Genomic DNA, 26478 nt, shown 5'->3' with positions numbered 1-26478 from the left:
AAAACTAAGATTGCAGCGATCATGAGCGATTCAGTCAATCGGAAGTCCATGAGGATGGATACCGGCGCCCTCTACGACTCTATGAAGAATCTCTCTGACGTCGGGATGCCCCAGCTCGTCAGCCATGATCGTCACAGACCGGTGGGATGGGTTGTTCCCGCCGCGGTCTACCTCGAGCCTGGTCTCACCCGTGTTCTCGCGCATGTCATGGAGCCCGAAACAGACGAGGACTTTGGGCAGATAAAGCAGCGATGGAAGAAGTTCATCGCCTCCACAATTCTTGGTGTACCTCAACAGTCCACAGACCGTCTGAAAGATCTTCTAGGTCCGGACGTGCTCACAGGCTCTGAGATCCCCTGGGATTCGGGAGCTCATGCTCTGCGAGCAGCAGGTCTCGCACAAAGAGCATTCCCGGAAATCTTCGAGCAGGCGGACAAGGACGGTCTCGTCGCATTCACGGCTCTCACGATGGTTCGACCAGGCGTATTCCAGATCGGAGCTTTGTGTGTTTGCACATCAATTCATGCGGCGCTCGGAAAGCCCCCTCAATCGCTTCAACGAAGAGCTCCTGGGGACACTCCACCGAATGGCGCAGGATGCAACCGTGAATGTGAGAGTGAGGCTCGACCCGGACATGGTGGGATTGGCCGATACGGCGACTCACACGATGGAGCTGGATTACTGGTATGGGCCGAAGTTCAATGAAGACCTCTCATCGCTTCAGACCGGAGTAACCGCGCACACGGCGGACGAACGTCAGCAGTTCTTCCATCGAATCTACCGCACCGAATTCTGGTGGCAACGAAGAACGAAAGAAACGAGCGCGGAGCTCATCCTTGAAGCCGAGGAGTTGCGCGACAGCGAAAGCGGTGCCGATCGGACGAAGCTACTTTGCCGTTACGTCCACAGCGTGATCGACGCCACCACGAACCGGATCGGACATCTCGACGGCTCGATACGCGCCTATACGCCGGAAGAGATGATCACCCGGCTCGATGTGGATCTCAAGCGCGCCGGCCGCCAGACGGAATACACAAAGCTTTGGCGTGTCGATGGCGCCATCGAGATCGGACGTTGGAAGAGCCTAATCCATAATCACTTCCGTGACAACGTTTTGGTTTCCGAATACTTCGGGAGCCAGAAGTCCGAAGCCGATGTCCGCGAGGAATTGGAAAAGACGGATGTGTTTCCGAAGGAGCTCAATCCCGACAGACGAGTTCCCTGGGCATGCGTTGACGCGAGATCGTTCCGCATGTCCGTGACGCATCTACCTGCTCTCCTAGAAAATATTGCGGAAGAACCCATCGCGTTTCCTTACGTATGGGCGAGAGGCGAAAAAGCGGAATATTCTCTCTTCGATTTGCGTACCCTGGAACTGATGAAGATTTTGGGGCGGGATGGCCGTCGCCTGATCTTTCCAGCCAACGCCCGCTTCATGGTTTTCGAAGACAACTATTTGCAGATGCCCATCGTGATGCATCGCACTCGAGAAGCACTCGACCAAACGATTCAGGCTTACCGGGAGCTCGCGTCCGAAGTGAAGAAGGAAGACCCTGCTTCTCCGCTTTTGATTAATCTCTCCCTTGCACTCCCCGAATACGCAATCTCGGTTTCGGTCTTTGGAAGATGCACCGAGGTGTTGGATTGGCTAAACCGGGATCAACCTTTTCCGCCTGCAGAATCCGTTGCGGACTGGGTCCGGGAAGCGGCGGAGAGTATCGCGTCATTCGAGGAGGGCGTAGATACTGCTTTGGAGTATGTCCATCCAGAGAATCTAAATCTATATCCGCGACGGAAGGTGGCGCCGCAACGCGCAGCCTCGACTGAAGGTGGTGAGGCCGCATTATCCGATTCGGCCGATTCACCAACTGCAACCGCGGACGGGAACGAGACCGGTCTGGAGACGCGGCGCGCGTTCAAGGTGGCTTCAACAACATGTTCGAATTGTGGCGACAGTTACCTCACTTGCCCATGCAGCTTTTTCTGTGGTGACGCGGCCACGCCCATACTTGAGCTCGGATTCGCGTTCAACTACTGGGCTACCACTGAAACAGTGAACCCGTAACCAAGTCCTAATCAGGAAGCCGGCGTTCCTTACCAGGCGTATTAAGCACCGATAAACTATGCCACCCGCCAGCAAATCAACTTGAACTATGATCGACTTTCAGTCAAAGAACGTCATGCTGTTCTTTGGAGGGAATATGGAGCCAAATCAGGGAATTTCGCTGCTTCGCGACGGCGACGAGTTGGAAACGGAAACATGGCCGCAACTTCAGCAATACTTGTCGAAATACGAGGTGGTTTGGCGGATGCATGTTGTTCCGCTCAGGGCTCCCGGGTCTATCTATTTGCGGCGTGGCATCGACCCCAATATAGAAACATTCGCGATGAACAACTACACAGCGTATGTAAACATGGCACGCGCTTGGAGGAAGATCGAGAGCAAGGCAGACGATTTCAAGTTTTCCGAAGAGATCTCGGCAAATCTCCAGCGGGCCGTTGCGGTGGCACTCAAGGCCGCCAAAGCTTTTTCCAACTTTTACCGCGGTTGCACCCGAAAAGAAGCCAGAATCAACACCGAGCGGCTCGATAGCGCGGAGACAACCGTAAAGGTGTACAGGAATCGTTTGCACCATCCTGTCTTGGCAACTCTGAAGGATGCGAACGAGATTCGCCTCATTCCCACGAGAGACAAAATAGATAAATACAACCCCTGGACAAAAGTGATGTTCGATCGGGATCTCTCAGACTTCGTGCCTGTCGAGGCTCAGTTGCGAGATGACTTCTTCCGAGTGTGTAGTTCGCTGCAGGACTTTTGGGCGCAGATTGAGAAACTCTCGGTGGAAATCTTGCACAATGCTGAGTATCAGGGGAGAACCGCGACCACGTTGTGGTCCGGGATGGATGTCAGATACCGAATAATCGATCAAGACTTTTCCTCAGTGGCGACCACTGCGGTTCGGACGTCTGCCTCTGGATCATTCAACGTTCCGGATGCGCCTTCGTCTGCATCGAATTTGCTTCCATCATGGTTCAAGTCCGGGAATTTGCCTGAATGAACCTCGACAGTATTTGATTATCGTGGGCGCCACTCAGTTGACGCCCATGGTCAACTCGCGAAATGAGAGTTGTTTACCTCGGAAGAACATAGGTAATGGGAAACGCTCTTGTAGTCAGTAATGATTCTCGATGAGTGCGAGATCGCCGATTCACTCAGCGAGGCCCACAACTACCCGAAGGGCGGCGTATTGGCTGTAAATATATGCTATAGATCGTGTTGTTGTCTGAACCAGCGTTTCGGCAACTTCCAACTTTCTCAAACATGCCCCAACTTTCTGAAGACGCACGCTTTGCTACAAATGACAAACTGATTGGGGACCTTGCATAACAAATGCGCTTGAGTCGAGAAGCGGCACGTTTCTGAATAGTCTCTCCCCGCCTGCACAGGGTCCACACAGTGTCCGAAGGACTGATTGACCGGAAAAAGGTGTCCCATTATTCCTAGTTGAAATCCAAAAACATTCATTTTGTGGAAACGTAAGTGTGCCTAACGTACGGTCTAGGGAGACGATTGCCTTAGAGATTTGATCCCCCCACCCCCTTCCGGCGCTCGTTCCGTTCGATGATGCACTGGCACGGCTTCACCCAGCGCTCTCCACCTAGTTCAACCACCACCTGTCGCGAGTTTCCACAAATCACGCAGTCGTGTGGTCGATCCATTCGCCGCGCTTCCTTCCGCACCATATCAATCAGGTCCCCTAGCTCAGGGATTCGTGGCTCGTATTCCCCGCGCTTTGACTTCGCCAGCCGCGTTAACACCAGCGCGATTGCCTCATCAGGAAATTCTTCGAGCGCCTTCGAGTACATCAGCAACTCAACACCTTCGAGCACCTGCCGCCTCGCCATTCCAAGCGCTGTCAACAGATCCACCGTTTTCGATTGCCGCTCTTGCCTGTTCGCGTGCTGCGAGAGCGCGTGAGGCGAGGGCACCAGCGCCATTTCCTGCCGAATATCCCGTATTGGTTCCATGTAGCCACTCTTTTTCATTGTCAAAGTACCTTGCTTGGTTGAACCACGTTGCTCCGTATGGCGTGAATTTTCCAGCATTGCCCGCTGGAGTCCCCGCAAACCGCACGACCGCCTCAAGAAGAAACACCAGGGCCGTTGCACAATCCATCGCAGGAAAGTCTTTGCCCGTTCCAAGGCGGACCACTGCCTTGCGAATAGCCTCAATCGCCTTTGCCTTGCCTACGTGTCGTGGATAAGCCGCATACACTCGCTCCACCTGGTCGGCGCTCATGGGGCCGTTGACAACAGCAACAGCGGTGAGCGCGAGAGTCTCTTGCTGTTCCTGTTCCTGTTGCTGTTCCTGATTCGCCATAACCTTACCCAAATGCTTTGCGGAAGGCTTTCCGGAAGTCTTCGACGGTTGCTTCAACAAAGCAAACGCCTCTGAAAATACTGGATTCATCGCCGCCAGCCCCGCAGCGATCCCAGCAACGCCCACCACTTTCAGCTCACATTCTGGTATCAGATCAAGCTCCGCCCACCAGGACTTGACGACGTTTGGGTTTGCCGGTTGGTTGTGCTTTATCGCGTTCGGAATCCATACGACACGGTGATGCCAGTCGGCTTTCGCCATGCCTTCCCGAAAGACTTCCTCAAAGGCTTTGTCAAAGGCATCCTGCGACCAGCCAAGCGCCTCCGCCAGCGCCGCTCTACCCGCTCGAAACAGTCCAGGAACAGAGGTGGTATGCGGCCCCGTCATCAGGTACAGCCATAGCCCTTGACCGCAAGACGGCATAGGCGACAGCTTGCGGAACTTCTCATCTCCCCAGGTCCGGACCTCCACTTTGCGATATCGACTCACCCGCGCAGCCTCCACTCTCGGATCACGCGGGCATGGTTTGATTTGCGTTTGGAGGGTTTCCAACCCGCCGCCTCCCACTCATCCCCACTGAAGATCGCCCCCTCCGCGTTGCCCAGTTCCGCCGCATCCTTCCCCACATCCGCCATGAATGAGTAAGCATCATCGGAGGTCGCCAGCCGATCCAGCCTAGATAACGCCGCCCTTCGCACGGCGTCACGCACAAAAGCTAAGAGATAGTCACGGCACTTCGCCGCCGCCCTCGACCGCCCAGCCTCCTTTGCGGACTCGTCAGCGGCCAAATCGAAAAGAGGTCCGTGAGCGCGCATTACTCTTCCTCCCCACGCCACCCACCGAGAATCCGCTTTGCTATCCAGCCGTCGACCTCAGACTCCACCCATGCCACAGCGCGTGCGCCCAGGCTGACAGGTTGCGGAAATTCGTTCCGGGCAACCTTTAGATATATGGTGCTGCGAGAGTAAGGTACTCGCTTCATTACTTCCGAAAGCCGTATCAGGTTCTCTGCCATCGTTATCCCTAAGGTTTGCTTTCGCTGGATGATGTAGCATTGCGTCTGCGGCGATCCTAATCGGGGGTCTTATCCCCCGTCTAGGGGGCACATAGGGGGATGCATGAAAAAAAAGATGACGGCGAAAACAATAACACTCGAAAAGCTGGACCGCCGGGTCTCGATCGGGAGTGGGACACTGTCAGAGGCGCAATTGAAGTTCTACTGCGACAGAATGGTAGAGCCGCCAACAGGCCCGGAACAAGCCACAGCTGCGCTGTACGGCACTAAGCAGCGGAACATCTCAGCGATGCCCATAGCAGTTAGCTATTACGCCAAGATTCCCCGTGTCCGGCAAATTGAGCAATCGGGCGAAGTTGTCTTTCAGAGCACCAGCGGACGATTTGTCGATGAAATATTCAGGGACGCGACGGAAGGCAACACCGATGTGGGTCGAATCGAGGGCTGGGCACATCGCCCCTGCGATGCATACAACGTACGAGACGAATTTCTAAAGGTAACGACGGAGCGGCAAGCGCTGGATTTTCTGCGCGAAAACGGCGAATTCCTGCCTTACGACCAGCAGATTTCATGGACCGATTTCAAACGCTGGCAAAGGTGCGCAGAGATGGTGATCGAGCGGGACACGTTGAGTTCGGCTAGCAAAGCCATATTTGCGGGTCGTCCTAAGAACGACACCGACCCCACAGATGAGCTCAAGCAATTGCTCCTCATGTTGACCGGCATCTATCCGCATACCTACTTCGGTGATTCCGCTCCGCCACCATCTCAGCACGACCTAGAGCAGCTTCGCCGCGTTACAGGAATAACTTCAGAGACGCCCCGCCAGGCCGCCGAAAAGTACCAGGAAACATTAGCCCAGATGAAGAAAGGTGCTGCAATTAGGCATCAGCGTCAGCAAGAGTTAGAGCATTGGTTTTACGCTCCTCCGCCTTCGGCGTACTCCATCGAATTCGTCCCCAAGAAGCCTAATCCAGACCTTGAGCGCAACATGCAACGCGGAGGTGCATTGCTCGACTACCTCATAGATCAAGAGGAATTACTGCCCGTTCTGGTTATCTATGCTCGCTGCGCGTTGGAAGCAATTGCTGCCGCCATCTATGCGGAGCGTGTGGCCGGTGTCCGGGTTGGGAAGTGTCCCGCTTGCGATAAGTTATTCGAGATAGAAGCGCATAAAGAGAAAACGTTCTGCAACCGCCAATGCCAAGACAAAATGAAAAAAGACAGGAGGCGCAAGAGGAAGACGCTTGTTCCGCCACCGGCCAAAGGATGATATGGAGGCGTGATCGATTGCGCGTTGTACCGTCTCTTCAGCCCATTCGCGATTTCGATATTGCCCCCAATATTTAAGTTCCGCTCAGATGTGTATTATTCCCCAGAAGCAAAATTTATGGTCGCCGAAAGGCGACAGGGAGACCTATGGCCTACGAAATATCCTTAACGATTCCAAAGGGGATCGAAGTCCTTCACAGCGATTTGGTGATTATTGCAAGACAAGATGGAGCATTGTTGGGCACTCTCACGATCAGTAAAGGAACCATCGATTGGCGACCCAAAAACAGAAGAGCTGGAAAGAAGGGTGAGACCCAGCTCACGTGGTCGCAGTTTGCAGACAGGATGCAATCGACGAAAACGGAATGAGGCGAAACGATGGCGGTCGCGCGACTACCACGTAGTTTCATCTCGTACAATCATTGCCGAGGTCGATTATGGCGAAATGGCAGAAGCTTACAAATAGTATCGGACGAAACTAGCCTCGGTTCTGTTTTGTCGGGCGACTCGGTGTTTACTATTCCATATTTCCAACGCCCCTATAAGTGGAAGCCGGAACGTCTGCAGCAGCTCGAAGGAGACATCTTGCAGTTGGTTGACGGTGCAGCTGACAACCACTTTCTCGGCGCAATCATCATTCATGGGAGATCGAGCAATCCCGCTGACCCGAGGGTCTACGAGGTAATTGACGGCCAACAGAGAATCACAACGGTCTATCTATATCTCTGCGCGATCGTGAGAACGCTCTGTAAGTGCGGTGAATATGACGAAGCGGTCAGCCTATTCCTCAAATATCTTGTGATAAACCGCCAAACAAGCCTCATTACCAACGCAAAGCTTCAGTCGGGCAAGGACGATCGAAAGCAACTCAATTTTGTAATGCAGGACCTTACGAAGGACGTGACGTTTGCTGGAAAGCTAACGCCCTTCGCTTTCAAGCCGCTCCCTGCGGCGGGAAGTGAAAAAGGTCGTCTTTCAAATAATTATCGAGCAATACTACGGTTTCTGGCCAGCCAGGTGAAATTGGAGTCGCTCGACCGTCTGCGGGCAATCTATACCGCACTTCTTGGTCAAGTTTCTGTGGTGCAAATCGACGTGTTTGACCCAATTAATGGGCCAAAAATTTTCGACAGCTTGAATTCGCGACAAGAACCGATGACTACCGGCGATTTGGTGAGGAACGAGATATTCTCTCGTGTGGCGTCTCATGCCTCTGCCGAGGTCGAAAGTCTGGATGAACAGCACTGGCAACCCTTTTACGAAAAGTTCAAGTCGACTCCGGAACATTCTTCATTTGATGATTACTTCTTCCCTTTCGGGTTGATAAAGGACCCGAATCTGAAAAAGTCGGACGTCTACGCTCATCTTCGCAATCTATGGAAAGACGAGAAAAGTCCCGCTGCGATCATCCAGGATTTGGCCACCTATCAGCAGGCCTTCCTTGATATCGAACGCGGGAACAATTTGGAAGATCTATCAAAGCCACTCTCGCAAGCGGTCGGGCGCATGTCGATCATTGCTCCGACGTCTACCTATCCTTTTCTCATGCGGTTGTTGAGAGGGCTCGCGTCGCTGGAAATTGCGGAGGTGGACGGCCTTAATGTACTTGGCCTCTTGGAGTCGTTCCTTGTTCGAAGAGCGATTTGCGGCCATGAACCAACCGGCCTGCACGCCGTTTTCAAAGGCTTGTGGGATGACTGCGGAGGCTCTCCCACGGCGGAAAAAGCTGAAGCAGGCATTCGAGCTCACAAAACGGTCGCCTGGCCTGCGACTGAGGAGGTCAAGGCATGTGCAATGACCCGTCAGCTCTACGGGTCGGGCATAACCAACTTTCTCTTGGTCGAATGGAACAGAAGCCTTGGTGGAGACGTTCCGGGCACAATTCCCTGGATTGAACATGTGCTTCCCGACACGATTTCGGACGGCTGGAAATTGCTATTTTCCGAAAAACAGCACGACGCTCTCAAAGATAGACTTGCGAATTTGCTCCCCCTGAGTCAACCAATGAATCAAGGATTGGGAAACACGGATTACCAATCTAAACGTAAGACATACGAGTTTGACTCGATGTATAAAGCGGCTCGCGAATTTGCAAAAGAGTTCTCAGTTTGGGGGCCGGATGAGATTGAGAGGCGCTCCAAAGACCTCAGCGAATGGGTTGCTGAAAGGTGGCCGAGCTAACCTAGGTCTCATTCCACCGTGACGCTTTGGTAGGTTTCTGGGTTGGTCTACGTCGCAGCCTCGGCGGACGGCTATGTGGTAGGCGGGAGCAGGAGGGGACTACTTCGAGGATGGGGGGAAGGAGCAAGCGGGTTTTGGGGATGTCGATGACGCGCTCGACCAGCTGGGATAATTGGGTGTCGCCTTCGATGGCGATCGCGATCACGCGGCCGGATCGGGCGATGATGACGTGCTCGATCAGCAGTGAACCTCGACCCGCCTCACGCTGGTGAGCTCAAATCCGCCTCAGACCAACGCACTCGATCTTGGGGCAACTATGGGGGCAACCTATTTTGTTTGACTCAGTAATATCTTTTGTTGTCAAACAGTTGAGGCCATTATTCGATAGACGCCGCCTCCACCAACCATTTTCAATGGTTACAGATCGACAATCACAATCGCGCAACGGACTAATCGACGCGACATCTTCAATGATCGCAACCATCCGAAAGCCACTTGAATTGCACCCCGCACGGTTGCGAGCAGTTCCAACTTTCTGAAGACCTTTCCGTCTGCGGACGAACATCCTGTACTTAGTACGGGAAAGCTAGATCCTCCATCTGACAGCGCCTTATCCGTTATCGATGGCACAAAAGATCGCGCAGAGCACAATCCTCTGAAACACAATCATCAAAAATTTCAGATAACGCTAAAGGTTACATCTTTGGTGTCGATAGACATAGTGAAGCCCCATACCGCCAGATGTGAGCAAATCTTTTGAAAGCGACAACTCACTGAAATTCAAAAACTGGGTAAAGGTTATGCAATTTGACAATTGCTAATGCCAAGTTTTCCTTTCCCACACCCTTGAGTTTCAATTCGCGAAGAGAAGAACACTTCTGCACGGTGTAGAGCGTACGCACCTCACAGGAGCGTTCCTTGAACTCACGTCTATCTACTCGTCTGTTGTCTCTCGTCTTGATCGCTCTTGGGGCTACTGCAACCCTTCACGCTACGCAGGCAGCTTTGATCGCCGACGCCAGCGTGAGCAGCGCGCGCTCATCGACTAACTTCGGTGGCCTATCCAATCTCTACATTGGCAATGGCAGCACGGCGTTCCTGCGATTCGATCTCGGCACGTTGCCCACGGGCACCACCGCCAGCCAGATCGCGCACGCTACCCTGACTGTCTTCGTCAATCGTGTCAACGCATCCGGATTGGTGACGCTCTCCCCCGTCACCGCCTCCTGGACCGAATCCGCCATCACCGACGAGACAATCCCCACGATCGGCCCGCCTTCAGGCACCTTCACAGCTTCGACGGCCGGGCAGTTCGTTACACTCGATGTCACCACCATTGTGCAGGGCTGGGTCACCACCCCGGCCACCGACTTCGGCTTCGCCCTGAACTCCACCAGCGCCAACCTTCTGCTCGATAGCAAGGAGAACGACGAGACCGGACACGCGGCCTCGCTGGATATCACCATCACCTCCGAGGGCGCCGCAGGTTCACAGGGCGTTCAAGGTCCACAAGGGATTCAGGGATCGGCGGGACTCATGGGACCGCAGGGTCTCGCTGGCTCCCTTGGCCTGATAGGCGCAACCGGCCCTGCAGGTGCAGCCGGAGCCACCGGAGCAACAGGCCCCATTGGAGCCACCGGAACAGCAGGTACTCCAGGAGTCGCAGGCGTGGTCGGGCCCACCGGAGTAACGGGTCCCATTGGAGCAACGGGTGCAGCAGGCGCTATCGGAGTCGCGGGTGCGATTGGACCCACCGGAGCAACAGGCCCCATCGGAGCCAACGGTGCGGCAGGCACCATCGGAGATACTGGAACAGCGGGTATTCCCGGAGTCGCAGGTACCGCTGGAGCCACTGGAGCAGCAGGTATACCCGGAGTCGCAGGTCCGGTCGGAGCGACCGGGGCAATAGGCACTATCGGACCTACTGGAGTAGCGGGCACACCCGGAGTCGCAGGTGCAGTTGGAGCTACCGGGGCAACAGGCGCTATCGGAGCCACTGGTACGGGAGGTATACCGGGAGTCGCAGGTGCGGTTGGAGCCACCGGAACTACCGGTGTCGCAGGAGCCATCGGACCCTTTGTCGGCGGCATCTACTCCAACTCCATCAACTATCCGGCCGGTTCCGTCGTCGACTATAGCCTCTCCACCTACCTCGCTGTCCAGACCAACGGTCCCTCCACCACCACCATTACCCCAGGATCCAACAGCGCCTACTGGGTCGCAACCACGGGCAGCGCATCCGGAAGCACCTCTCCGGCCAGCTATATCGATGTGTCCGAGACGGTCGCCTCCGCTACCGTCGCGATCGGAGCAGAGGTCTTTGCCGTTACGTCTGCTCCTTCTCCTCTTGTCGCCTCGAACTCCGGCTTTATCTTCAACAGCACCACCGGAACTGTGACCGTGGCCGCTGCCGGAACCTACACCTACGACTACGACGTCTCGGTCGACGAACCGGGAGTTCTGGCCCTGACGGACAATGGCATTTTTATCCCCGGCACGAGCTTCGGTCGGTCGACCGGCACAACACAGATCATTGGCCACGGCCAGATTGCGCTGAACGCCGGAGATGTGGTCGGGCTAATCAGCGACGGCTCAGCCGCAGCCCTGACCTTGTATGCCATCGCCACCTTCCAGAACATTGCCGCCTTCAGCCTCGTCGCCAACACCGCCGGAACCTCGGGCGCAACCGGACCTCAGGGGCCGCAAGGCGTTCCCGGAGTCAATGGCCTCACGGGCGCAATCGGTACTGGAACAGTCGGCTCGATTGCAGTGGGTACGGTTACCACCTCGGGATCTACCGGCACAGTCGGCATCGGCGGCACCGCAACCACCCCAACGATCAACATCAACTTCCCAGCCAGCAGCGGTAGCAGCGCCGGCTTCGTCTGGACGACCTCGTTCCAGGCTTCCACCGATCGAGGACCGGATAACATCAATCCCCTCACCGGTGCCGTCGGCATCGTACCCACATCTGAGACCCAGCTACCCGAATTCGCATTCGCCCCAGTGGCATGTACCGCCACCAGCCTCCAGGTCTATGCGGCCGAAGTTGGTCTTCCATTCCCTCCGGACCAAATCATTGTGACGGCGCAAGACAATGGGACCAATACCTCGATGTCTTGTCAACTAGAGCCCAGTCTGCCGGGATTCCTCCCCGCATCTAGTTGCATTTCCACAAACACGTTCAGCGTCAACGCGGGGGACGAGATTCAATATTCATTGACTCAGTTCTTTCCCCCAACGCTCGGCACGTTCGCCCAAGTAGGCACGACGCTGACTTGCCAGATTCAGTAACGCTATCGAGTCCCCATGCATAAGCGCAGAACCGGCAATACAGAACGCTACCCCGAAAGGAAGCAGACGATGATCACAGCGCGAGCATCAGTCATTTCTGCAACCGTCGCATCCATCCATCCGGCAAAACCAGGGAGAAGCGAGGGTTTTCCCCCTGCCCTCTCCCTCGCCATAGCAACGGCTCTTCTCTTTGCCCTCTCCATTTCGTTGCAGGCGCAAGGAATTCTAACGGTTGATCCAACTCGCACGGCCAAGACCACTGCCGGAACCGGCGCCGTAGGCTATGCGGACAACACTGACCCGGCAACCGCGGCCACCTTGGCCAACCCCGCAGCCGTAGCCTACGATGCAACCGGAAATTTATATCTCGCCGACGCCAACAACGACGTCATCCGAGAGATCTCAACCACCGGCATCATCATCACCCTCGCCGGAACCGGTATCGAAGGCTATTCCGGCGACGGAGCCGCAGCCACCTCCGCGCAGCTCGACACGCCCACCGGAGTTGCCGTCGACTCTAGCGGCAACGTCTACATCGCCGACTCACACAACCACCGCATTCGTGAGATAAGCAACGGCATTATCACCACCATCGCCGGAACCGGAACTCCCGGCTTCTCCGGCGACAACGCGGCCGCGACCGCCGCTCAACTCTCGCTTCCCGGCGGCGTAGCAGTCGACAAAAGCGGCAACGTCTATATCGCCGACACCAACAACCACCGCATCCGCGAGATAACCAACGGCATCATCACCACCATCGCAGGCGATGGCGAGGAACTCTACGCAGGCGACAAAGCAGCCGCCAAGGCAGCTGCGCTCGACTCCCCCACCAGCGTTGCGGTCGATTCGAGCGACAATGTCTACATCGCCGATCGCCTCAACCAGCGCATCCGCCAGGTCAGCAACGGCATCATCACCACCATCGCCGGCACCAGTACGGCGGGCTTCTCGGGAAGCTTCTCCGGCGACGGCGCGCCGGCCTCCGCCGCTACCCTCGCCAAGCCGAGTGGCGTCAGCGTTGACGCAGCCAGCAACGTCTACATCGCCGACACCGACAACCAGCGTATCCGCGAAGTGGGCGGCGGCGCGATTGCCACCCGCGTGATTGCCACCATCGAAGGCTCCGGCTCGCAAGACTACGGCGGAGACGCAGGCCTCTCAACCGCAGCCAACCTCAACTCCCCGCGGTCGGTCGCCCCTGACGCCTACGGCAACCTCTCCATCGCCGACAGGCTCAACCAGCGCATACGCTCCGGCATGCTTCCAATCCTGACTTTCCCGAGCGAGGACGTCGGCCTCCCCAGCCCAACTCAGTCAGTAACTTTGACCAACACTGGCACGAAATCCATCACCGTCTCGGCAATCACCCTCGTCACCAACTTCACCCTGGCGACCGGCGGCAGTTGCTCCGCTCTGCCCATAACGCTCTCCGCGGGTGGAAGCTGCACGGAAAACATTGAATTTCTTCCCATAGCTGCGGGTTCTGCAGGGGGGGCAATCATCTTCAACGGCACAGGTGTCGTGCCGCAAACCATCTTACTCACAGGTACCGCAACCCAGGCACCGACCACCGTCGCACTGACCGCAAACGTAAACCCGGCGCTCGCTGGCCAACCTATCACCTACACTGCCGTAGTAAACCCAATCGGACTTGGAACGCCAACGGGAACAGTCGCCTTCGATGCAGGGGCCATCGCCTTCAACACTCAGGCGCTCGCTCCTGGAAGTGCAACAACTCTATCCGGTGCCCACGTGCGACCCACAGGGATGTCCATCATCCTCGCCGTCTATTCCGGCGATCCGAAGTTTACCGGCAGCACCTCGACCATGCTGGCCCAGGTCGTTGAGGACTTTAGCATCAACCTTACACAGCAGCCGACGAACCCAGCAGGCTCTACCGGCCAAACCGTCGTTCCCGGCAACGCCGCCACCTTCGACGCTATCCTGACACCGCTGGTAGGCCCCTTCAATTTTCCTATCACGCTGAGCGCTACAGGATTGCCACCGGGAGCAACCGTCACCTTCTCGCCACAGACGGCCACCCCTGGTGCCGCTGCCACGCTCCTCACCATGACCGTGCAAACCGCGGTCAATCAAGGTTTGAACCATCTTAAAGGAACCTTCGGCGGCGGGACCGTGGCGATCGCTCTATTACTGCTGCCTTTCAAGCGTCGCTTGCCGTGGCGTATGCGGCAGAGGAAGATGCCCCGCCCCATCAAGCTGACAGTTGCGTTGCTGGCATGCGCGGCCACCCTTGGCAGTATCACGGGATGCGGAACCCGCACCGCCATTTTCCCCAGGCGTCAGCACAACTACACCGTCCTGATCACAGCCACCGCTCTAGGATCCGGAGGGTATTCCCTGCAACACACCGTGAACGTCACGTTGTCGGTGCAATAAAGATTTGACAAGCGTTGTTACGCCAACCGATCGGATCAGTTTGAGTTTCATCCTTCGAAATGGCCCGGTCCCCGATCAGCTTTCACCAGACGCGAAGGAAGGCCCAGGACGACAAATACCCATTTTGCGTGGGACGCTATCAGAACTGGAAATACAGAAACGTCGAACCAGCCGTCGAGTAAAACATGCTGATCATGAAGGCCGTACTAATGGCCGCCCACCAGGGGAGGTTCGGACGCCAGCGAATGTGCGGCAGGATCGACCAATTGGGTGAGTCGTTCTTCTGCTCTTCGCCAAGCAGCTCCTGCGTGTTCGGCATCAGCCAGATAACCGCGTACAACCACACAAGGATGAGGATCTGGGTTGTATGGCCGGTCAAGTGATCGAATCCGCTTCGCCCTGTCATGCTGGAGAGTACCGACAGTGCGGCGTGCACCGAGTTAGCCCGAAAGAAGACTTCTGCAACAACAACTGCGAGGTAGGTGATGCCGATGCTTACCGGCCGGACTAGGGGCTTCTGCAGCTTACTATCGTTTGGCACGAAGATACGCCAGGCGTGGGCGATCACCAGGTACGTCCCATGCAGCAGACCAAAGACCAGAAATTGCCTGCCCGCCCCGTGCCACACTCCGGCAAGAAACATCGTAAGCATCATTGGCCACGCCACCATATGCAAAAACCCTTCAGGCGTCGCCGTTGCCTTCTTTGATATCTTCTTGCCCGCGTTCAATCGGCTTCGGCTGACGCGTAGTTGTATCGGAGCGTAGATGTAATCCATGATGTAGTGGGTGAGCGTCATGTGCCAGCGTTGCCAGAAGTCGATGATATTCGACGCCTTGTAGGGTGAGTTGAAATTGAGCGGGAAGCGGATGGAGAACATCCTCGCGAGGCCGACCGCCATGTCGGAGTATCCGGAGAAATCGAAGTAGAGCTGCAGCGAGTACGTCAACGCTCCAATCCACGCGTTGACCATTCCTGTGTGCGTGTCCGCGAAGACAGCGTCTGCGATCGGCGAGATTCGATCGGCCACCATCACCTTTTTGAACATCCCCATGGTGAACCAGGTCAAGCCGAGGGCGACGTCGTTACGGTCGAGCTGATAGCGCCGCTCCTGCCGGAATTGCGGCATCATCTCATTGTGGTTCAGGATGGGACCGGCAATCAGGTGAGGAAAGAAGGTCACGAAGAGCGAGTAGCTGAGCAACGGCTCTGGTTCGGCGGCGCCCTGCTTGAGATCGACTAGGTAAGCAATCTGGGTAAAGGTGAAGAAGGAGATGCCCAGTGGGAGAATGACCGATCCAAAATCGTGGTTCAACAGGCCGTGTCCGCTAAAAAAACCCAACACCGGGAAGAGGTATTTGAAGTAGCAGAGCGCAGCAAGATTCGACGCGATGCCGAAGACGAGCCAGCCAGTAGCCGCGCGATTGCTCGCCCTGAAACGCACAATCATGCGAGTGATCGCGAAGTTGAAAAAGATCGAACCGACCAGCAGCAAAAGGTAAACCCTGCTCCAGTGGGCGTAGAAGGCGAACGACATGAAAGCAAGAAAGCCGATTGCACCGCGCCTGCCGAGCCGACCAAAGATTTGGAAGCCCAGCAGACTGAGGGGTAGGAAGCACAAATAGAAAACGGGGCTGCTGAAAGTCATTTGCCGATTGGTCCTCGGAGAACGGGCGAAGGGGTATTCAGCCTTTTTGCATCGTACTGGTGCATGAGTTCGAGGATCTGGTTGGCCGCCGCCGTAGATATATAGGCCGAGCCCACGGGGCTGAAGTGCACATCCGTCATATTGAAATAGGGCATGGGAAGCGCAATCAGGGCATTGTCATGCAATCCATCCAGTTGTTTTCGATAGAGACCTTCGTACGGGTTGCAATTTGAAATCGGGGAGACATTGATAATCACTTGAGTTCCCTCGACTGCATATTGTTTTCGGGTTTCGGCAACGTCTACAGCATTTCGCTCGACCACTGCGCCGGGAGCTAGCGCACTGTAGTCGCAGTTGATCTCGGGCGGCAATGGAAACGGCCAGATGCCGTCTCGATCCGCGCGCTGCTTCCTGGTGTCGATGTCAGCTCTACGGGTCCAGGGCAAGAGTTGCTTCCATTGGTTTTCCAAGATGTTCTCGGCCGCCCAGAACACAAAGTTCACGACCCAGCTGGGGCGCCGTCGAAATCCATGGAGCATCTCTCGACCGTGGTCATACTGAAGCGCGTAAATCATGCCCTCCGTTGAGAACGCGGTGAATGGTTTCTTGTCGGGTAGAAATGAGGGGGCGCCGAGCATCATCAAAATGAATCGTGGCCGCTTGTTTCTTTGCAAATACGCGTCCAATGGAAATCGAAAGCCCACCACATCCTCTACCCCGCGCGCTTCGGCGATATTGCAGGTCTTCAACCCGGTAATCTTTGCAATCAGTTGAGGGTCAAGCCCGGTAAGAGCGGATGAATCTCCATATACAACGACGTCACAGTCCGCATGCATGAGCCGCATTCCATAGCCGGCCTGGTAGATACCGGGATACCCGTCGTGGGTGAGAAACCAGGGCCGCGCCATAACGGAGAGCAAACCCGCCAACGCGCCAAGCTGCACACAGACAAAGAGAGCTGCATACCAGAGCGGAGCCTGTTTGCCGGCAACCAGCTCGGGCTCGACCGGCTCCATGCTGTGTGGAATCTCACTCAGGGTGGGCATCTAGCTCCGGGGGAGAAGGCTGTATGGTCAACGCCTCTTCAGCGCAAGGTATCAAGGCTTTCGTTTTAGCTGGCAATCCAATTATATAAGCGCGGTCTGTCGTCGTCACAAGGCGATGGCGACAGACCGCTTGCGATCAGCTGAGATCTAAGTCTAGTAGGCTAGGGGGTGACCTTCGGCGTGCGATAAAATGATCTTGAGCCGCCACCATGAACCTCGACCAATACGCTGTCGACGAACTGTTCCGGAAGCGCCTGGGCCTGCGTCGTCAACTATCCGCGGTGGAAGGATTGCAGCCACTCCGGATCGCCGTGCTCGGCGGAACGACGACGAATGAGGTAGTCGACCTGCTCGAGTTGTTCCTACTGGAATCCGGCTTCAAGCCTGTATTCCACCAATCGGAGTACGGGCGCTTTTACGAGGATGCCGTGCAGGATCCGGCCGATCTGATCGCGTTCAAGCCAGACATTGTTTATCTCCACACCTCCTGTCTGAATGTGCAGTCTGTGCCTCCCGTGAGCTGTTCGGAAGAGGAGTTTGATGGGTACGTCGCGGCAGAGGCAAAACGGTATCAGCAAATATGGAAGTCGATCGAGCAAAACGTTGCCGCACAGATTATTCAGAACAACTTCGAGACACCTCCCTACGCGATCCTGGGAAACTTTGATGCCGTGTCGAGTGGCGGCGCGGTGCGCTACTTCATGGCACTCAACGTGGAGTTTGCACGGTCCGCTGCGGCGGATTCGCGGCTTCTGCTGCAGGACATCCATAGCCTCTCGGCACGCATGGGGACAGAACAGTGGTTCGATTGGGACCGCTATTTCAGCTACAAGATTCTCACCACGACCGAGGCTAGTGTCGCCATCGCTCGCTCGCTAACCTCGCTGGTGCGCGCGGTTTACGGTAAGAGCCGCAAGGTGCTGGTGCTCGACCTAGACAACACGTTGTGGGGTGGCGTAATCGGAGACGATGGCGTTGACAAAATTCAGATCGGGCGCGAGACGCCGGTGGCCGAGGCCTACACAGCGTTCCAGGAGTACTGCCTCTCGCTGCAGCGGCGCGGCGTGCTGCTTGCCGTGTGCTCGAAGAACGACGAGGACGTGGCCAAATCAGGATTCGAGCACCCGAGTTCGGTGCTGAAGCTCGAACACATCTCCTGCTTCAAGGCGAACTGGGAGCCGAAGCACGAGAACATTCTCGCGATTGCCAAGGAGCTCAGCCTCGGGACAGACAGCTTCGTCTTCGTAGACGATAATCCGGCCGAGCGCGCCATCGTCGCCGCACAGATCGGGGGCATTGCCGTGCCTGACGTGGGAGCGGAGGTGTCGCGCTACGCTGCCATCATCGATGCAGGCAGGTACTTTGAGCCAATCTCGATGTCAAAGGAAGACTTGTCGCGCTCGGCGCTCTATGAGGCGAATGCGGCGCGAGCCTTGTCGGAGGCGCAGTTTGCGAACTACGGCGAATACCTGGATTCGCTGCAGATGCAGGCGGAGATTGCTGAGTTCAAGCCGGTTTATTTAGAACGCATTGCGCAATTGACCAACAAGACAAACCAGTTCAACCTGACAACTCGCCGCTACACGCAGACCGAAATAGATGCGATCTCGGCAGACCCCAACTACATCGGGATCTATGGACGGCTGCTCGATCGCTTCGGAGACAACGGCCTGGTGTCCATCGTGCTCGGTCGCAAGAAAGGCGACGAACTGGAGCTCGACCTTTGGCTGATGAGCTGCCGCGTTCTCAAGCGGGATATGGAGCAGGCGATGCTCGACGTCCTCGTCGACCGCGCCAGGGCCGCGAACATTCGTACACTGAGGGGATTCTACCTCCCGACCAAAAAGAACGGAATGGTCGCGGACCACTATGAGAAGCTAGGATTTGAGCCGGTTTCGCTCGACCCCGAAACCAACGCGTCGGCCTGGTCGCTCGACGTTTCCTCTTACGCCGCACACAACCGGCACATCCACATTCTGGAGCTTGTACATGGCTGATATTACGAAGAACGGCGATGAGATCCTTGCCGAGTTGCAGGAAATCTTCCGCGACATTCTCGATCAACCTAATCTCATTCTGACGCGCGCCTCCAACGCCAGTAACGTAGAGGATTGGGACTCTCTCGCGCACATCAATCTGTTGACGACAATCGAGAAGCAGTTCAAGATCAAATTCGCGCTCAATGAGATTCAGGAACTGAAAGATGTCGGCGACATGATCGAGCTAATCCAGAGAAAATTGGCCGCGAAATGAACGAGTATCGTCTGGGAGACGTCACGGTCGGCATGAAGCATGAGTTCGACGCTACGCTCACCGCGGAAGATGCGGCGGCGTTTGCGAGGATCTCGGGCGACGTGAACCCCTTGCATGTAGATGAAACGTATGCCAAAGGCGCGGGATTTGCGTCGCCCGTGCTCTTTGGAATGCTGACGTCTTCCCTGTATTCACAGTTGGTGGGTGTCTATCTTCCAGGCAAGTACGTTTTGCTGCATGGGATAGACATTGACTTCAATTCGCCGTGCCATGCGGGTGACCCGTTGCATGTGGCGGGCGAGGTGGTCTTCGTGAGCGAAGCCATGAAGCGCGTCGAGATCAAGGCTACGATCCGCCGAGGCGATCGCAAACTAGTCTCGAAAGCAACCATACGAGTGGGTTTTCATGTCAACTGATATAGCTCAAACGATTCTCATCACCGGCGCATCGTCGGACATCGGGTGCGCGCTAATCCGCAGTCTGCTCAGCCGCGCAAATCCCCCGGTAGTTCTGGCGCACTCGCACCGCTCCGGCGAGAAGCTGCGCTCGCTGAAGGCTGAGTTCGGTAAAAGCCTCAGACTGTATGAAGCGGACTTCACGCAAAGCACCTCGGTATCGGCGATGGCGGACCTCATCGTCAGCGAGGTCGGAACCCCGTCAGCGATGGTACATTTGCCGGCCCTGCGTCCTTCACCAGAGCGCTTCACCAAGTTTAACTGGGAGCGCTTCGAGGCCGATCTTGCAGTGCAGTTGCAGTCGGCCGTGATCCTGCTGCAACGGTTCCTTCCGAAGATGGCAAAGATGCCGGGCGCGAGAGTAGTTTTTATCCTGTCGAGCTACGTGCATGGAGTGGCGCCCAAATATATGACGATGTACACCACGGTCAAGTATGCGCAACTGGGGCTTATGCGATCGCTAGCTTCGGAGTATGACTCGACGCACGTACGGATCAACGCTATTTCTCCAAGCATGGTTGAAACGCAGTTCCTGTCTGACCTTCCGGAGGTGGCTGTCCAAATGCAAGCGGCTTCGAATCCTCAAAAACGGAACGCGGCGCCTTCTGATCTGTTGGGAGCAATTGAACTACTTCTTTCTCCCGCGTCGGACTATATACAAGGAATAACGATACCGATCACCGCAGGAACGCATGTTTATTAATTCCAGAAATACGTATATTTCAAATGCTGAAAGAATCTCCCTCGCAGCTCTACGCGACTCTATATTCCCAAGAGTTTATCTCTTCGCAACTGTCGGCAATGCAACGGTAGCTTTGTCCTGCTGTCCATCAGCCGCATGCCGGGGTTGGCAATTCGGGCACCAGTAAGTGGAGCGCGCCTGTTCGCCCTGTTTGCGCATCAGGATGCTGGCGCCGCAGCGGCGGCATTCCTTCCCCTGGCGTCCGTAAACCCACAACCGGTCACTTGAATCCATGAAGTGTGTCGTCCGACGGTTCCCGGCATAGGTGACAATTTCGTTGCCAGAACCATCGAGCACGTTAGCTTTCATAAATTTGTGTGAGGCGTCAATCATCGCCAGCATTTCGCGTTCGGTGATGCTGCTCATCGGACGAAAAGGGTTTACACCGGCAGCAAAGGCGGCTTCGCTCTTGTACACATTGCCAAGACCTGCGAGTACCCTTTGATTGAGCAGCACCACGGCGATCTCGTCCGCGGGATGGGAAGCAGCGCGTTGAAGCAGTACCTGAACGCCCGCTTCGATGGAGAACTCGTCAGCCAACACATCCGGGCCGAGTCTGGGGATCTGCGAGTTGCGTTCAAGTGAGCGAGCCGTATGAAACTCGGCAATTGGGACATTGAACGCAACGGCCTGATAGTCGCCGCAGCTGATGGCCACGCGCATCCGGTTCTTTGGCTGCCACCACTTCTCGCCGGTCCTATAGATGTGCCACGTACCGTTCATGAGCATGTGCGTGACGAGAATTAAGTCGCCCGACAAGAAGATGAGGCACCATTTGCCACGAGCTTCCACCTTCTCGACGGTGCGGCCAACCAACGGCGAGTCATCGTTGACGCGCGCAAGTTTCGCCAAACCCGTTTCAAACGCGGTGACGACCTTGCTGCCAAGAGCTCTCTGAAGAGCGCGGGCCGCCCGGTAAATCGTGTCGCCTTCAGGCATCCGGCCTCGCTTCTGCGGCGCGACCTGGAAGCGAAGGCAGATTGCGCCGCACGTTAAAACCGAGTGGAGCTGCCTGGAAGCCTGCATCGAGCAGGAAGCGGGCAAGCGGATGCTCGGCGACAGGAACGCCGTTTACCTGGGTAATCAACATGCTGGTGCGTCCGCGGCCTTCGGGGTTATCTCCACGTTGAACATGCTGCACAAGGAACTCGGCGAGTGCTCGCGCCGTCTGCGAACGCTGAGGTTCTTCTTCGGGCAGCAAGACTTGTAGGTTTGGATTCCCACGCCGGATATATGCCGCGAGAGCACCATCGACGAGAGCGACGCGCGCGCCGACGCTGCGCGTAAGCGACGAACCTTCTTCAGGCGCCGTCGGCCAGCGCAGCAGCGACCCATACGGGTTCGCCGGATCCGTCGCGGCCAGCATCACCACTTCGCTCTGCTCCTGCTGCGTGATCCGCAGCGAGCGCAGCAGATCGACAGCCGCAGGCATCGCAAACTGCGTCGCCCCAAGAGCGGCCGCAAAGTACCCCCGACGAACCCGGCCACTCTCTTCCAATGCCTTCAGTACGTCGTACACCGCAGAAAATCCGCCGGGAAGATTCTCCGCATGCGCCGTCTCACGAAACACAACGCCGTACCGCGTCAGCAACTGTTGCGCAATCGCATGACTCCACGCAGTCTGCCCGGCTGGGGTATCGCGCGTGGTATCGAAGGCCACGACATTCAAGCTCCACCGGCCCTGTCCTGTCGGTGGCGTTGTGCGGCGGCTGCGAAAGCTGCTCTGATTGTGTACCCGTCGCGCAGGCCTTGCATTGTGCCCCGTACCCGCCGGCTTCTCGCAGTAGGCGCGCAACGCGTGCAGCGCGTCGTTGGTAAGCAAGCCCCGCCACACCAATGACCAGAGAGCCTCCAGCGTCTCGCCCGGATATCCGCCGCCGATACCATCGTGCAGCGGTTGAAAGAACGAGGCTCCGTTGCGTTGCAAATACGCAACGATCGTCTGCTCCCGCTCGCTCAGAGGCTCTTCGCTCCCGCCTGGTTTCATCGGCCAAAGCAACGGTAGCTTTTCGGCCAGGTAGAGCCCTACCCTCCCATCGCGCTCCCCCAGCGGATCCAAACCAACCCAGACCACTTCGCCAGCGGCAATCAATGTATCAAGATCGGCAGATTTATACTCCACGATGCGTGCGGGCAGGATCTCTCTCTCAAGTAGGCTCGCAGGAAGCGGCGCGCCCTGTAGGTTTTCGATAACGTCCAGCAACGCGTCCAGTCCGCGACGAGGCTGCATGACTCCCTGCCAGCGCGTAAATAGTCGCGCCAGGGTGCGCTGCTCGACCGGCTCGACTTCTTTGCGCAGCTTCGCGAGGGACTTGCGGCGGACGGAGCGCAGCACCTCGGCGTCAATCCATTCGCGATTGACGCCGCCAGGACGAAATCCACCTTCTGCAACGCGGCCCATGCCGACGAGACGCTGTAACGTGGCTTCCACAGAAGCCTTTGGAAGCGAATATCGCTGAGCGAGATCATTCGTGGTGAACGGACCGTGCGTGCGGGCATAACGACGAACTATATCGAGCAATGCATCGGGAGCGGGTTCGAGAAATGCCGTAGGAAGGCCAGGCGGGAGCGGAACGCCAAGCGCATCTCGCACGCGTGCTGCGTCTTCGACGGCCATCACCCGCTTTTCGCCCGCGACCATCAACTCCAGCGCTCGACGGGCTTTGATAAGTCGGTCGACGCTGGCGGCTACGTCCTTGCTTGTGCTGCGTATTGCGATTTCTGCGCGCGTCATATTCCCAAGCCGCAGCAGGAGATCGTGTACGCCATCCATCGACCGCGCCTTGTAGGCATCGACGACGCACTGCAGTTGCTCTTCAACTTCCTCGATGGCGCCGACGTCGAGTAGCTCACGCAAGTCGGCATCCCCGAGCAGCTCACGCAGCTGTTCTTGGTCGATACTCAGAGCTTGCGCGCGGCGTTCGGCGAGGGGCGCATCGCCGTCATAGATGTAGTTCGCCACATAGCTAAAGAGCAGCGACGCGGCGAAGGGTGACGGGGTTCGGGAGTCAGTGACATGAACGCGGATGGAACGGCTGGCGATGGCACGAAGTGTTTCCATCAGAGCAGGCATGTCGAAAACATCGCGGAGACACTCGCGATAGGCCTCAAGCAATATGGGAAAGCTGGCATAGCGCGAAGCGACGCTCAGCAGATCGTAGGCACGCTTGCGCTGCTGCCACAGCGGCGTGCGGCCGTCGGCGCGTCGGCGCGGCAGAAGTAACGCGCGGGAGGCGGCTTCGCGAAATTTCGCCGCAAATAGCGCCGTAGAACCCAGTTGCTGCATGACGAGCTGTGCGGCCTCTTCCGAACCCATCAGCAGGGAGTCGATCTCCGGTGGCGCGTCGGTTTCGGGAAAGCGAAGAACGAATCCATCTTCGCTCCACATCGTTTCGACGTCGAACCCGGCAACCTTCAGCCTGGCAGTTGCAGCCATCGCCCAGGGCGCGTGGATGCGGCTGCCGAGCGGCGTAAGAACGCACACTCGCCAATCGCCAAGCTCGTCGCGCACGCGTTCGATTACGATCGTGCGATCATCCGGCACTTCGGTAGTCGCCAGTTCCTGGTCGACAAGAAAGCGCAACACATTCTCTGCAGCCTGCGGATCGAGATCGTGGTCCCTAGTGAGTTTTGCGATCGCGGCGCTCCGAGGCATCCCGCGCAGTTCGCGCATGAGCGCGCCGATGCGGCGGCCGAACTCAATCGGCCTGCCTGGCCGGTCTCCATGCCAGAACGGCATCTTTCCGGGCTCGCCGGGTGCGGGGCTTACAAGCATGCGGTCGTGCGTGATCTCGTCGATCCGCCAGGTTGATGCGCCGAGCACGAAGGTCTCGCCGGCGCGCGCTTCGAAGACCATCTCTTCGTCCAGCTCGCCTACACGCAGTGGCTTGCTGGATCCGCTCAGAAACACGCCATACAGGCCGCGATCCGGAATCGTCCCGCCGTTCAGGATAGCGATGCGCTTCACACCTTGGCGCGGCGTAATCCAATTGCGCGTGCGGTCCCATGTGACACGCGGACGTAGTTCGGCGAACTCGTCAGAGGGATAGCGGCCAGCAAGCATGTCCAACACGCCATCAAATACCGCAACGCTCAATCCCGCGAAGGGAGCGGCACTGCGCACGAGTCCGAGGAGAGCCTCGTAGGAAATTCCAGGCGCTTCTTCTTCCTCGCTTGCCTTGCGTTTGCGGCGACGTTCGACCTCAGCTGCGGGAAGCGGGGGCTGCGCGATGACGGCAACCATCTGCTGCGCCAGTACGTCGAGCGGATTACGTAAAAAACGCGTCGACTCCACGTGGCCTTCGTGCATCGCCTGCGTGACTGCGGCGCAGGCCACCAGGTCCGCGCGATACTTCGGAAAGATGATGCCTGTTGACGGCGCGCCCACCTGGTGACCCGCGCGTCCGATGCGCTGCATGCCGCTGGCGACACTCGGCGGCGCCTCAATCTGGACAACCAGATCTACCGCGCCCATATCGATACCAAGCTCGAGCGACGACGTACAAACGAGTGCCTTGATCTTGCCTGCCTTCAGCATCTCCTCGATTTCACTGCGCTGCGCCGCTGCCAGCGATCCATGATGCGCCCGTGCAATGGGCTCGCCGGCAAGCTCGTTCAATGCGCCGGCAAGCCGCTCAGCCACACGACGCGCATTCACAAAGATCAATGTCGAGGTCCGCCCGCGAACGATCTCGAGTAGACGTGGATGGATGCTCTGCCAGATGCTGGTGCGCTTGGGGCCTTGCGAAGCCGGCCCGCTGGGCAGCTCGTCGATCTCCCCGAGCTTTGCCATATCTTCCACTGGGACTTCAACCCTCAACTCCAGCGTCTTACGCGTGCCCGCATTCACGATCGTCACGGGACGATAGCGCGGCCCGGCAACTTCTCCCTTTACCAGCCGCCCATCGCCTCCCTCGTCTTCCTTCAAAACCCCATCCACGGTGATCTCGCTCTCGCTCTCGATCGCGAGTCTCTCGCCCGTCAGCTCAGTGCCGACTCCGACCGCTCCCGTGAGAAAACGAGCGACTTCTTCCAGAGGGCGCTGGGTCGCGCTCAACCCGATGCGCTGAATCGGTCGACCCGCGAGCGCCTCCAGCCGTTCGAGCGAGAGCGCCATGTGCGCACCTCGCTTCGTCGGCACTAGCGCATGGATCTCGTCGATAATAACTGTCTCGACCGAGCGAAGCGCTTCTCCCGCGTCCGAGGTCAGCAGAAGGTAAAGAGACTCAGGCGTGGTGATCAAAATCTCGCCAGGGTGATTCCTAAAGCGCGCGCGATCTTTCGGAGACGTGTCGCCGGTACGGACACTGATCTCCGGCATGTGCACCGGGACACCTTTGCGTTGCGCCATATTTGCGATGCCCGCAAGCGGCGAGCGAAGATTCCGCTCCACATCAACAGCCAGCGCCTTGAGCGGCGAAATATAGAGGATGCGGCATCCCTTCCCCGTCGCGGGCTCGCGCAGCATAAGCTTGTCGAGACACCAGAGGAAGGCCGTCAGCGTCTTGCCTGTGCCGGTGGGCGCGAGGATAAGCGTGGACTCCCCGCGTGAGATCGCGGGCCAGCCTTCCCTCTGCGGCGCAGTGGCGTCATCAAAAACCGCACGAAACCATTCGGCGGTGATCGGATGGAAAAGATCGAGCACATCGCTGCTGCTGGCGGCAGATGCACCGCTCCGCCGACCCGGCGATATTCTCGTCTTCCCTGGTGTCAGTTTGCGTCCAGCCACTTGATCCCGCTCCGGGGCCACCTTCGATGGTGCTGCAGATTAGATGCAACACCGCGGGACATG

The 26478-nt window shown here is 57.2% G+C and carries 19 protein-coding genes; 11 read left to right on the top strand and 8 right to left on the bottom strand.

Going from position 1 to position 26478, the window contains the following annotated elements:
* Positions 1 to 505 precede the first annotated feature (505 nt).
* Together GSQ80_RS17945 and GSQ80_RS17940 are read left to right on the top strand one after the other, a co-directional pair.
* Positions 506 to 2065: a hypothetical protein gene (locus GSQ80_RS17945; protein ID WP_158789035.1), complete on the top strand. Its 1560-nt coding sequence runs from the start codon at positions 506 to 508 to the stop codon at positions 2063 to 2065.
* A gap of 88 nt (positions 2066 to 2153) precedes the next feature.
* Entirely contained in the window at positions 2154 to 3059 is a 906-nt protein-coding gene (locus GSQ80_RS17940; RefSeq protein ID WP_158789034.1) for a hypothetical protein, read from the top strand.
* A 517-nt stretch (positions 3060 to 3576) separates the two neighbouring features.
* Here the strand turns inward: GSQ80_RS17940 and GSQ80_RS17935 are convergent.
* The 4 genes from GSQ80_RS17935 to GSQ80_RS17920 are packed head-to-tail and all read right to left on the bottom strand — an operon-like array spanning position 3577 to position 5396.
* Entirely contained in the window at positions 3577 to 3891 is a 315-nt protein-coding gene (locus tag GSQ80_RS17935) for a hypothetical protein (protein WP_158789033.1), read from the bottom strand.
* Positions 3875 to 4870: a hypothetical protein gene (locus GSQ80_RS17930; RefSeq protein ID WP_158789032.1), complete on the bottom strand. Its 996-nt coding sequence runs from the start codon at positions 4868 to 4870 to the stop codon at positions 3875 to 3877. Before GSQ80_RS17930 ends, GSQ80_RS17935 begins: the two co-directional genes overlap by 17 nt.
* Positions 4867 to 5196, bottom strand: coding sequence for a hypothetical protein (locus GSQ80_RS17925; protein WP_158789031.1), 330 nt, complete (start codon positions 5194 to 5196; stop codon positions 4867 to 4869). Before GSQ80_RS17925 ends, GSQ80_RS17930 begins: the two co-directional genes overlap by 4 nt.
* On the bottom strand, positions 5196 to 5396 hold the full coding sequence (locus GSQ80_RS17920; RefSeq protein ID WP_158789030.1) for an AlpA family transcriptional regulator: 201 nt from the start codon (positions 5394 to 5396) through the stop codon (positions 5196 to 5198). The genes GSQ80_RS17925 and GSQ80_RS17920 overlap by 1 nt, the downstream gene beginning before the upstream one ends.
* Positions 5397 to 5499: 103 nt before the next feature.
* On the opposite strand from GSQ80_RS17920, the gene GSQ80_RS17915 reads away from it, so the two are divergent.
* The 5 genes from GSQ80_RS17915 to GSQ80_RS17895 all read left to right on the top strand — a co-directional run bounded on the left by GSQ80_RS17915 (position 5500) and on the right by GSQ80_RS17895 (position 14543).
* Complete coding sequence (locus GSQ80_RS17915) at positions 5500 to 6669, top strand: hypothetical protein (RefSeq protein ID WP_158789029.1); 1170 nt, start codon at positions 5500 to 5502, stop codon at positions 6667 to 6669.
* A 146-nt stretch (positions 6670 to 6815) separates the two neighbouring features.
* Complete coding sequence (locus tag GSQ80_RS17910; protein WP_158789028.1) at positions 6816 to 7037, top strand: hypothetical protein; 222 nt, start codon at positions 6816 to 6818, stop codon at positions 7035 to 7037.
* Positions 7038 to 7046: 9 nt separating this feature from the next.
* Complete coding sequence (locus GSQ80_RS17905; RefSeq protein WP_256369912.1) at positions 7047 to 8849, top strand: DUF262 domain-containing protein; 1803 nt, start codon at positions 7047 to 7049, stop codon at positions 8847 to 8849.
* Positions 8850 to 9767: 918 nt separating this feature from the next.
* Entirely contained in the window at positions 9768 to 12143 is a 2376-nt protein-coding gene (locus tag GSQ80_RS17900; protein ID WP_158789026.1) for a DNRLRE domain-containing protein, read from the top strand.
* Positions 12144 to 12158: 15 nt separating this feature from the next.
* The gene (locus GSQ80_RS17895; protein ID WP_158789025.1) at positions 12159 to 14543 is read left to right on the top strand and encodes an Ig-like domain repeat protein; all 2385 of its coding nucleotides are present in this window, start codon (positions 12159 to 12161) and stop codon (positions 14541 to 14543) included.
* A gap of 139 nt (positions 14544 to 14682) precedes the next feature.
* On the opposite strand, the gene GSQ80_RS17890 is transcribed toward GSQ80_RS17895, so the two are convergent.
* Entirely contained in the window at positions 14683 to 16191 is a 1509-nt protein-coding gene (locus GSQ80_RS17890) for an MBOAT family protein (protein WP_158789024.1), read from the bottom strand.
* Positions 16188 to 17207 (bottom strand): hypothetical protein, encoded by a 1020-nt coding sequence (locus GSQ80_RS17885; RefSeq protein ID WP_216850424.1) that lies wholly within the window; start codon positions 17205 to 17207, stop codon positions 16188 to 16190. Before GSQ80_RS17885 ends, GSQ80_RS17890 begins: the two co-directional genes overlap by 4 nt.
* A gap of 239 nt (positions 17208 to 17446) precedes the next feature.
* Between GSQ80_RS17885 and GSQ80_RS17880 the strand changes: the two genes are divergently transcribed.
* Genes GSQ80_RS17880 through GSQ80_RS17865 form a run of 4 tightly spaced genes read left to right on the top strand, consistent with a single transcriptional unit; the run spans position 17447 to position 20648 of the window.
* On the top strand, positions 17447 to 19234 hold the full coding sequence (locus GSQ80_RS17880) for an HAD family hydrolase (RefSeq protein WP_158789022.1): 1788 nt from the start codon (positions 17447 to 17449) through the stop codon (positions 19232 to 19234).
* Entirely contained in the window at positions 19227 to 19490 is a 264-nt protein-coding gene (locus GSQ80_RS17875; RefSeq protein WP_158789021.1) for an acyl carrier protein, read from the top strand. Before GSQ80_RS17880 ends, GSQ80_RS17875 begins: the two co-directional genes overlap by 8 nt.
* Entirely contained in the window at positions 19487 to 19906 is a 420-nt protein-coding gene (locus GSQ80_RS17870) for a MaoC/PaaZ C-terminal domain-containing protein (protein WP_158789020.1), read from the top strand. The genes GSQ80_RS17875 and GSQ80_RS17870 overlap by 4 nt, the downstream gene beginning before the upstream one ends.
* The gene (locus GSQ80_RS17865) at positions 19896 to 20648 is read left to right on the top strand and encodes an SDR family NAD(P)-dependent oxidoreductase (RefSeq protein WP_158789019.1); all 753 of its coding nucleotides are present in this window, start codon (positions 19896 to 19898) and stop codon (positions 20646 to 20648) included. The genes GSQ80_RS17870 and GSQ80_RS17865 overlap by 11 nt, the downstream gene beginning before the upstream one ends.
* Before the next feature lie 75 nt (positions 20649 to 20723).
* Here GSQ80_RS17865 and GSQ80_RS17860 read toward each other — a convergent pair whose 3' ends face one another.
* Entirely contained in the window at positions 20724 to 21626 is a 903-nt protein-coding gene (locus tag GSQ80_RS17860) for an Fpg/Nei family DNA glycosylase (RefSeq protein ID WP_158789018.1), read from the bottom strand.
* Positions 21619 to 26415: a DNA glycosylase AlkZ-like family protein gene (locus GSQ80_RS17855; protein ID WP_371315736.1), complete on the bottom strand. Its 4797-nt coding sequence runs from the start codon at positions 26413 to 26415 to the stop codon at positions 21619 to 21621. The genes GSQ80_RS17860 and GSQ80_RS17855 overlap by 8 nt, the downstream gene beginning before the upstream one ends.
* Between the last annotated feature and the right edge of the window lie 63 nt (positions 26416 to 26478).

This window comes from Granulicella sp. L46, assembly GCF_009765785.1.
Taxonomy (GTDB): Bacteria; Acidobacteriota; Terriglobia; order Terriglobales; family Acidobacteriaceae; genus Granulicella.
This window is presented reverse-complemented; position numbering and strand designations above follow the sequence as displayed.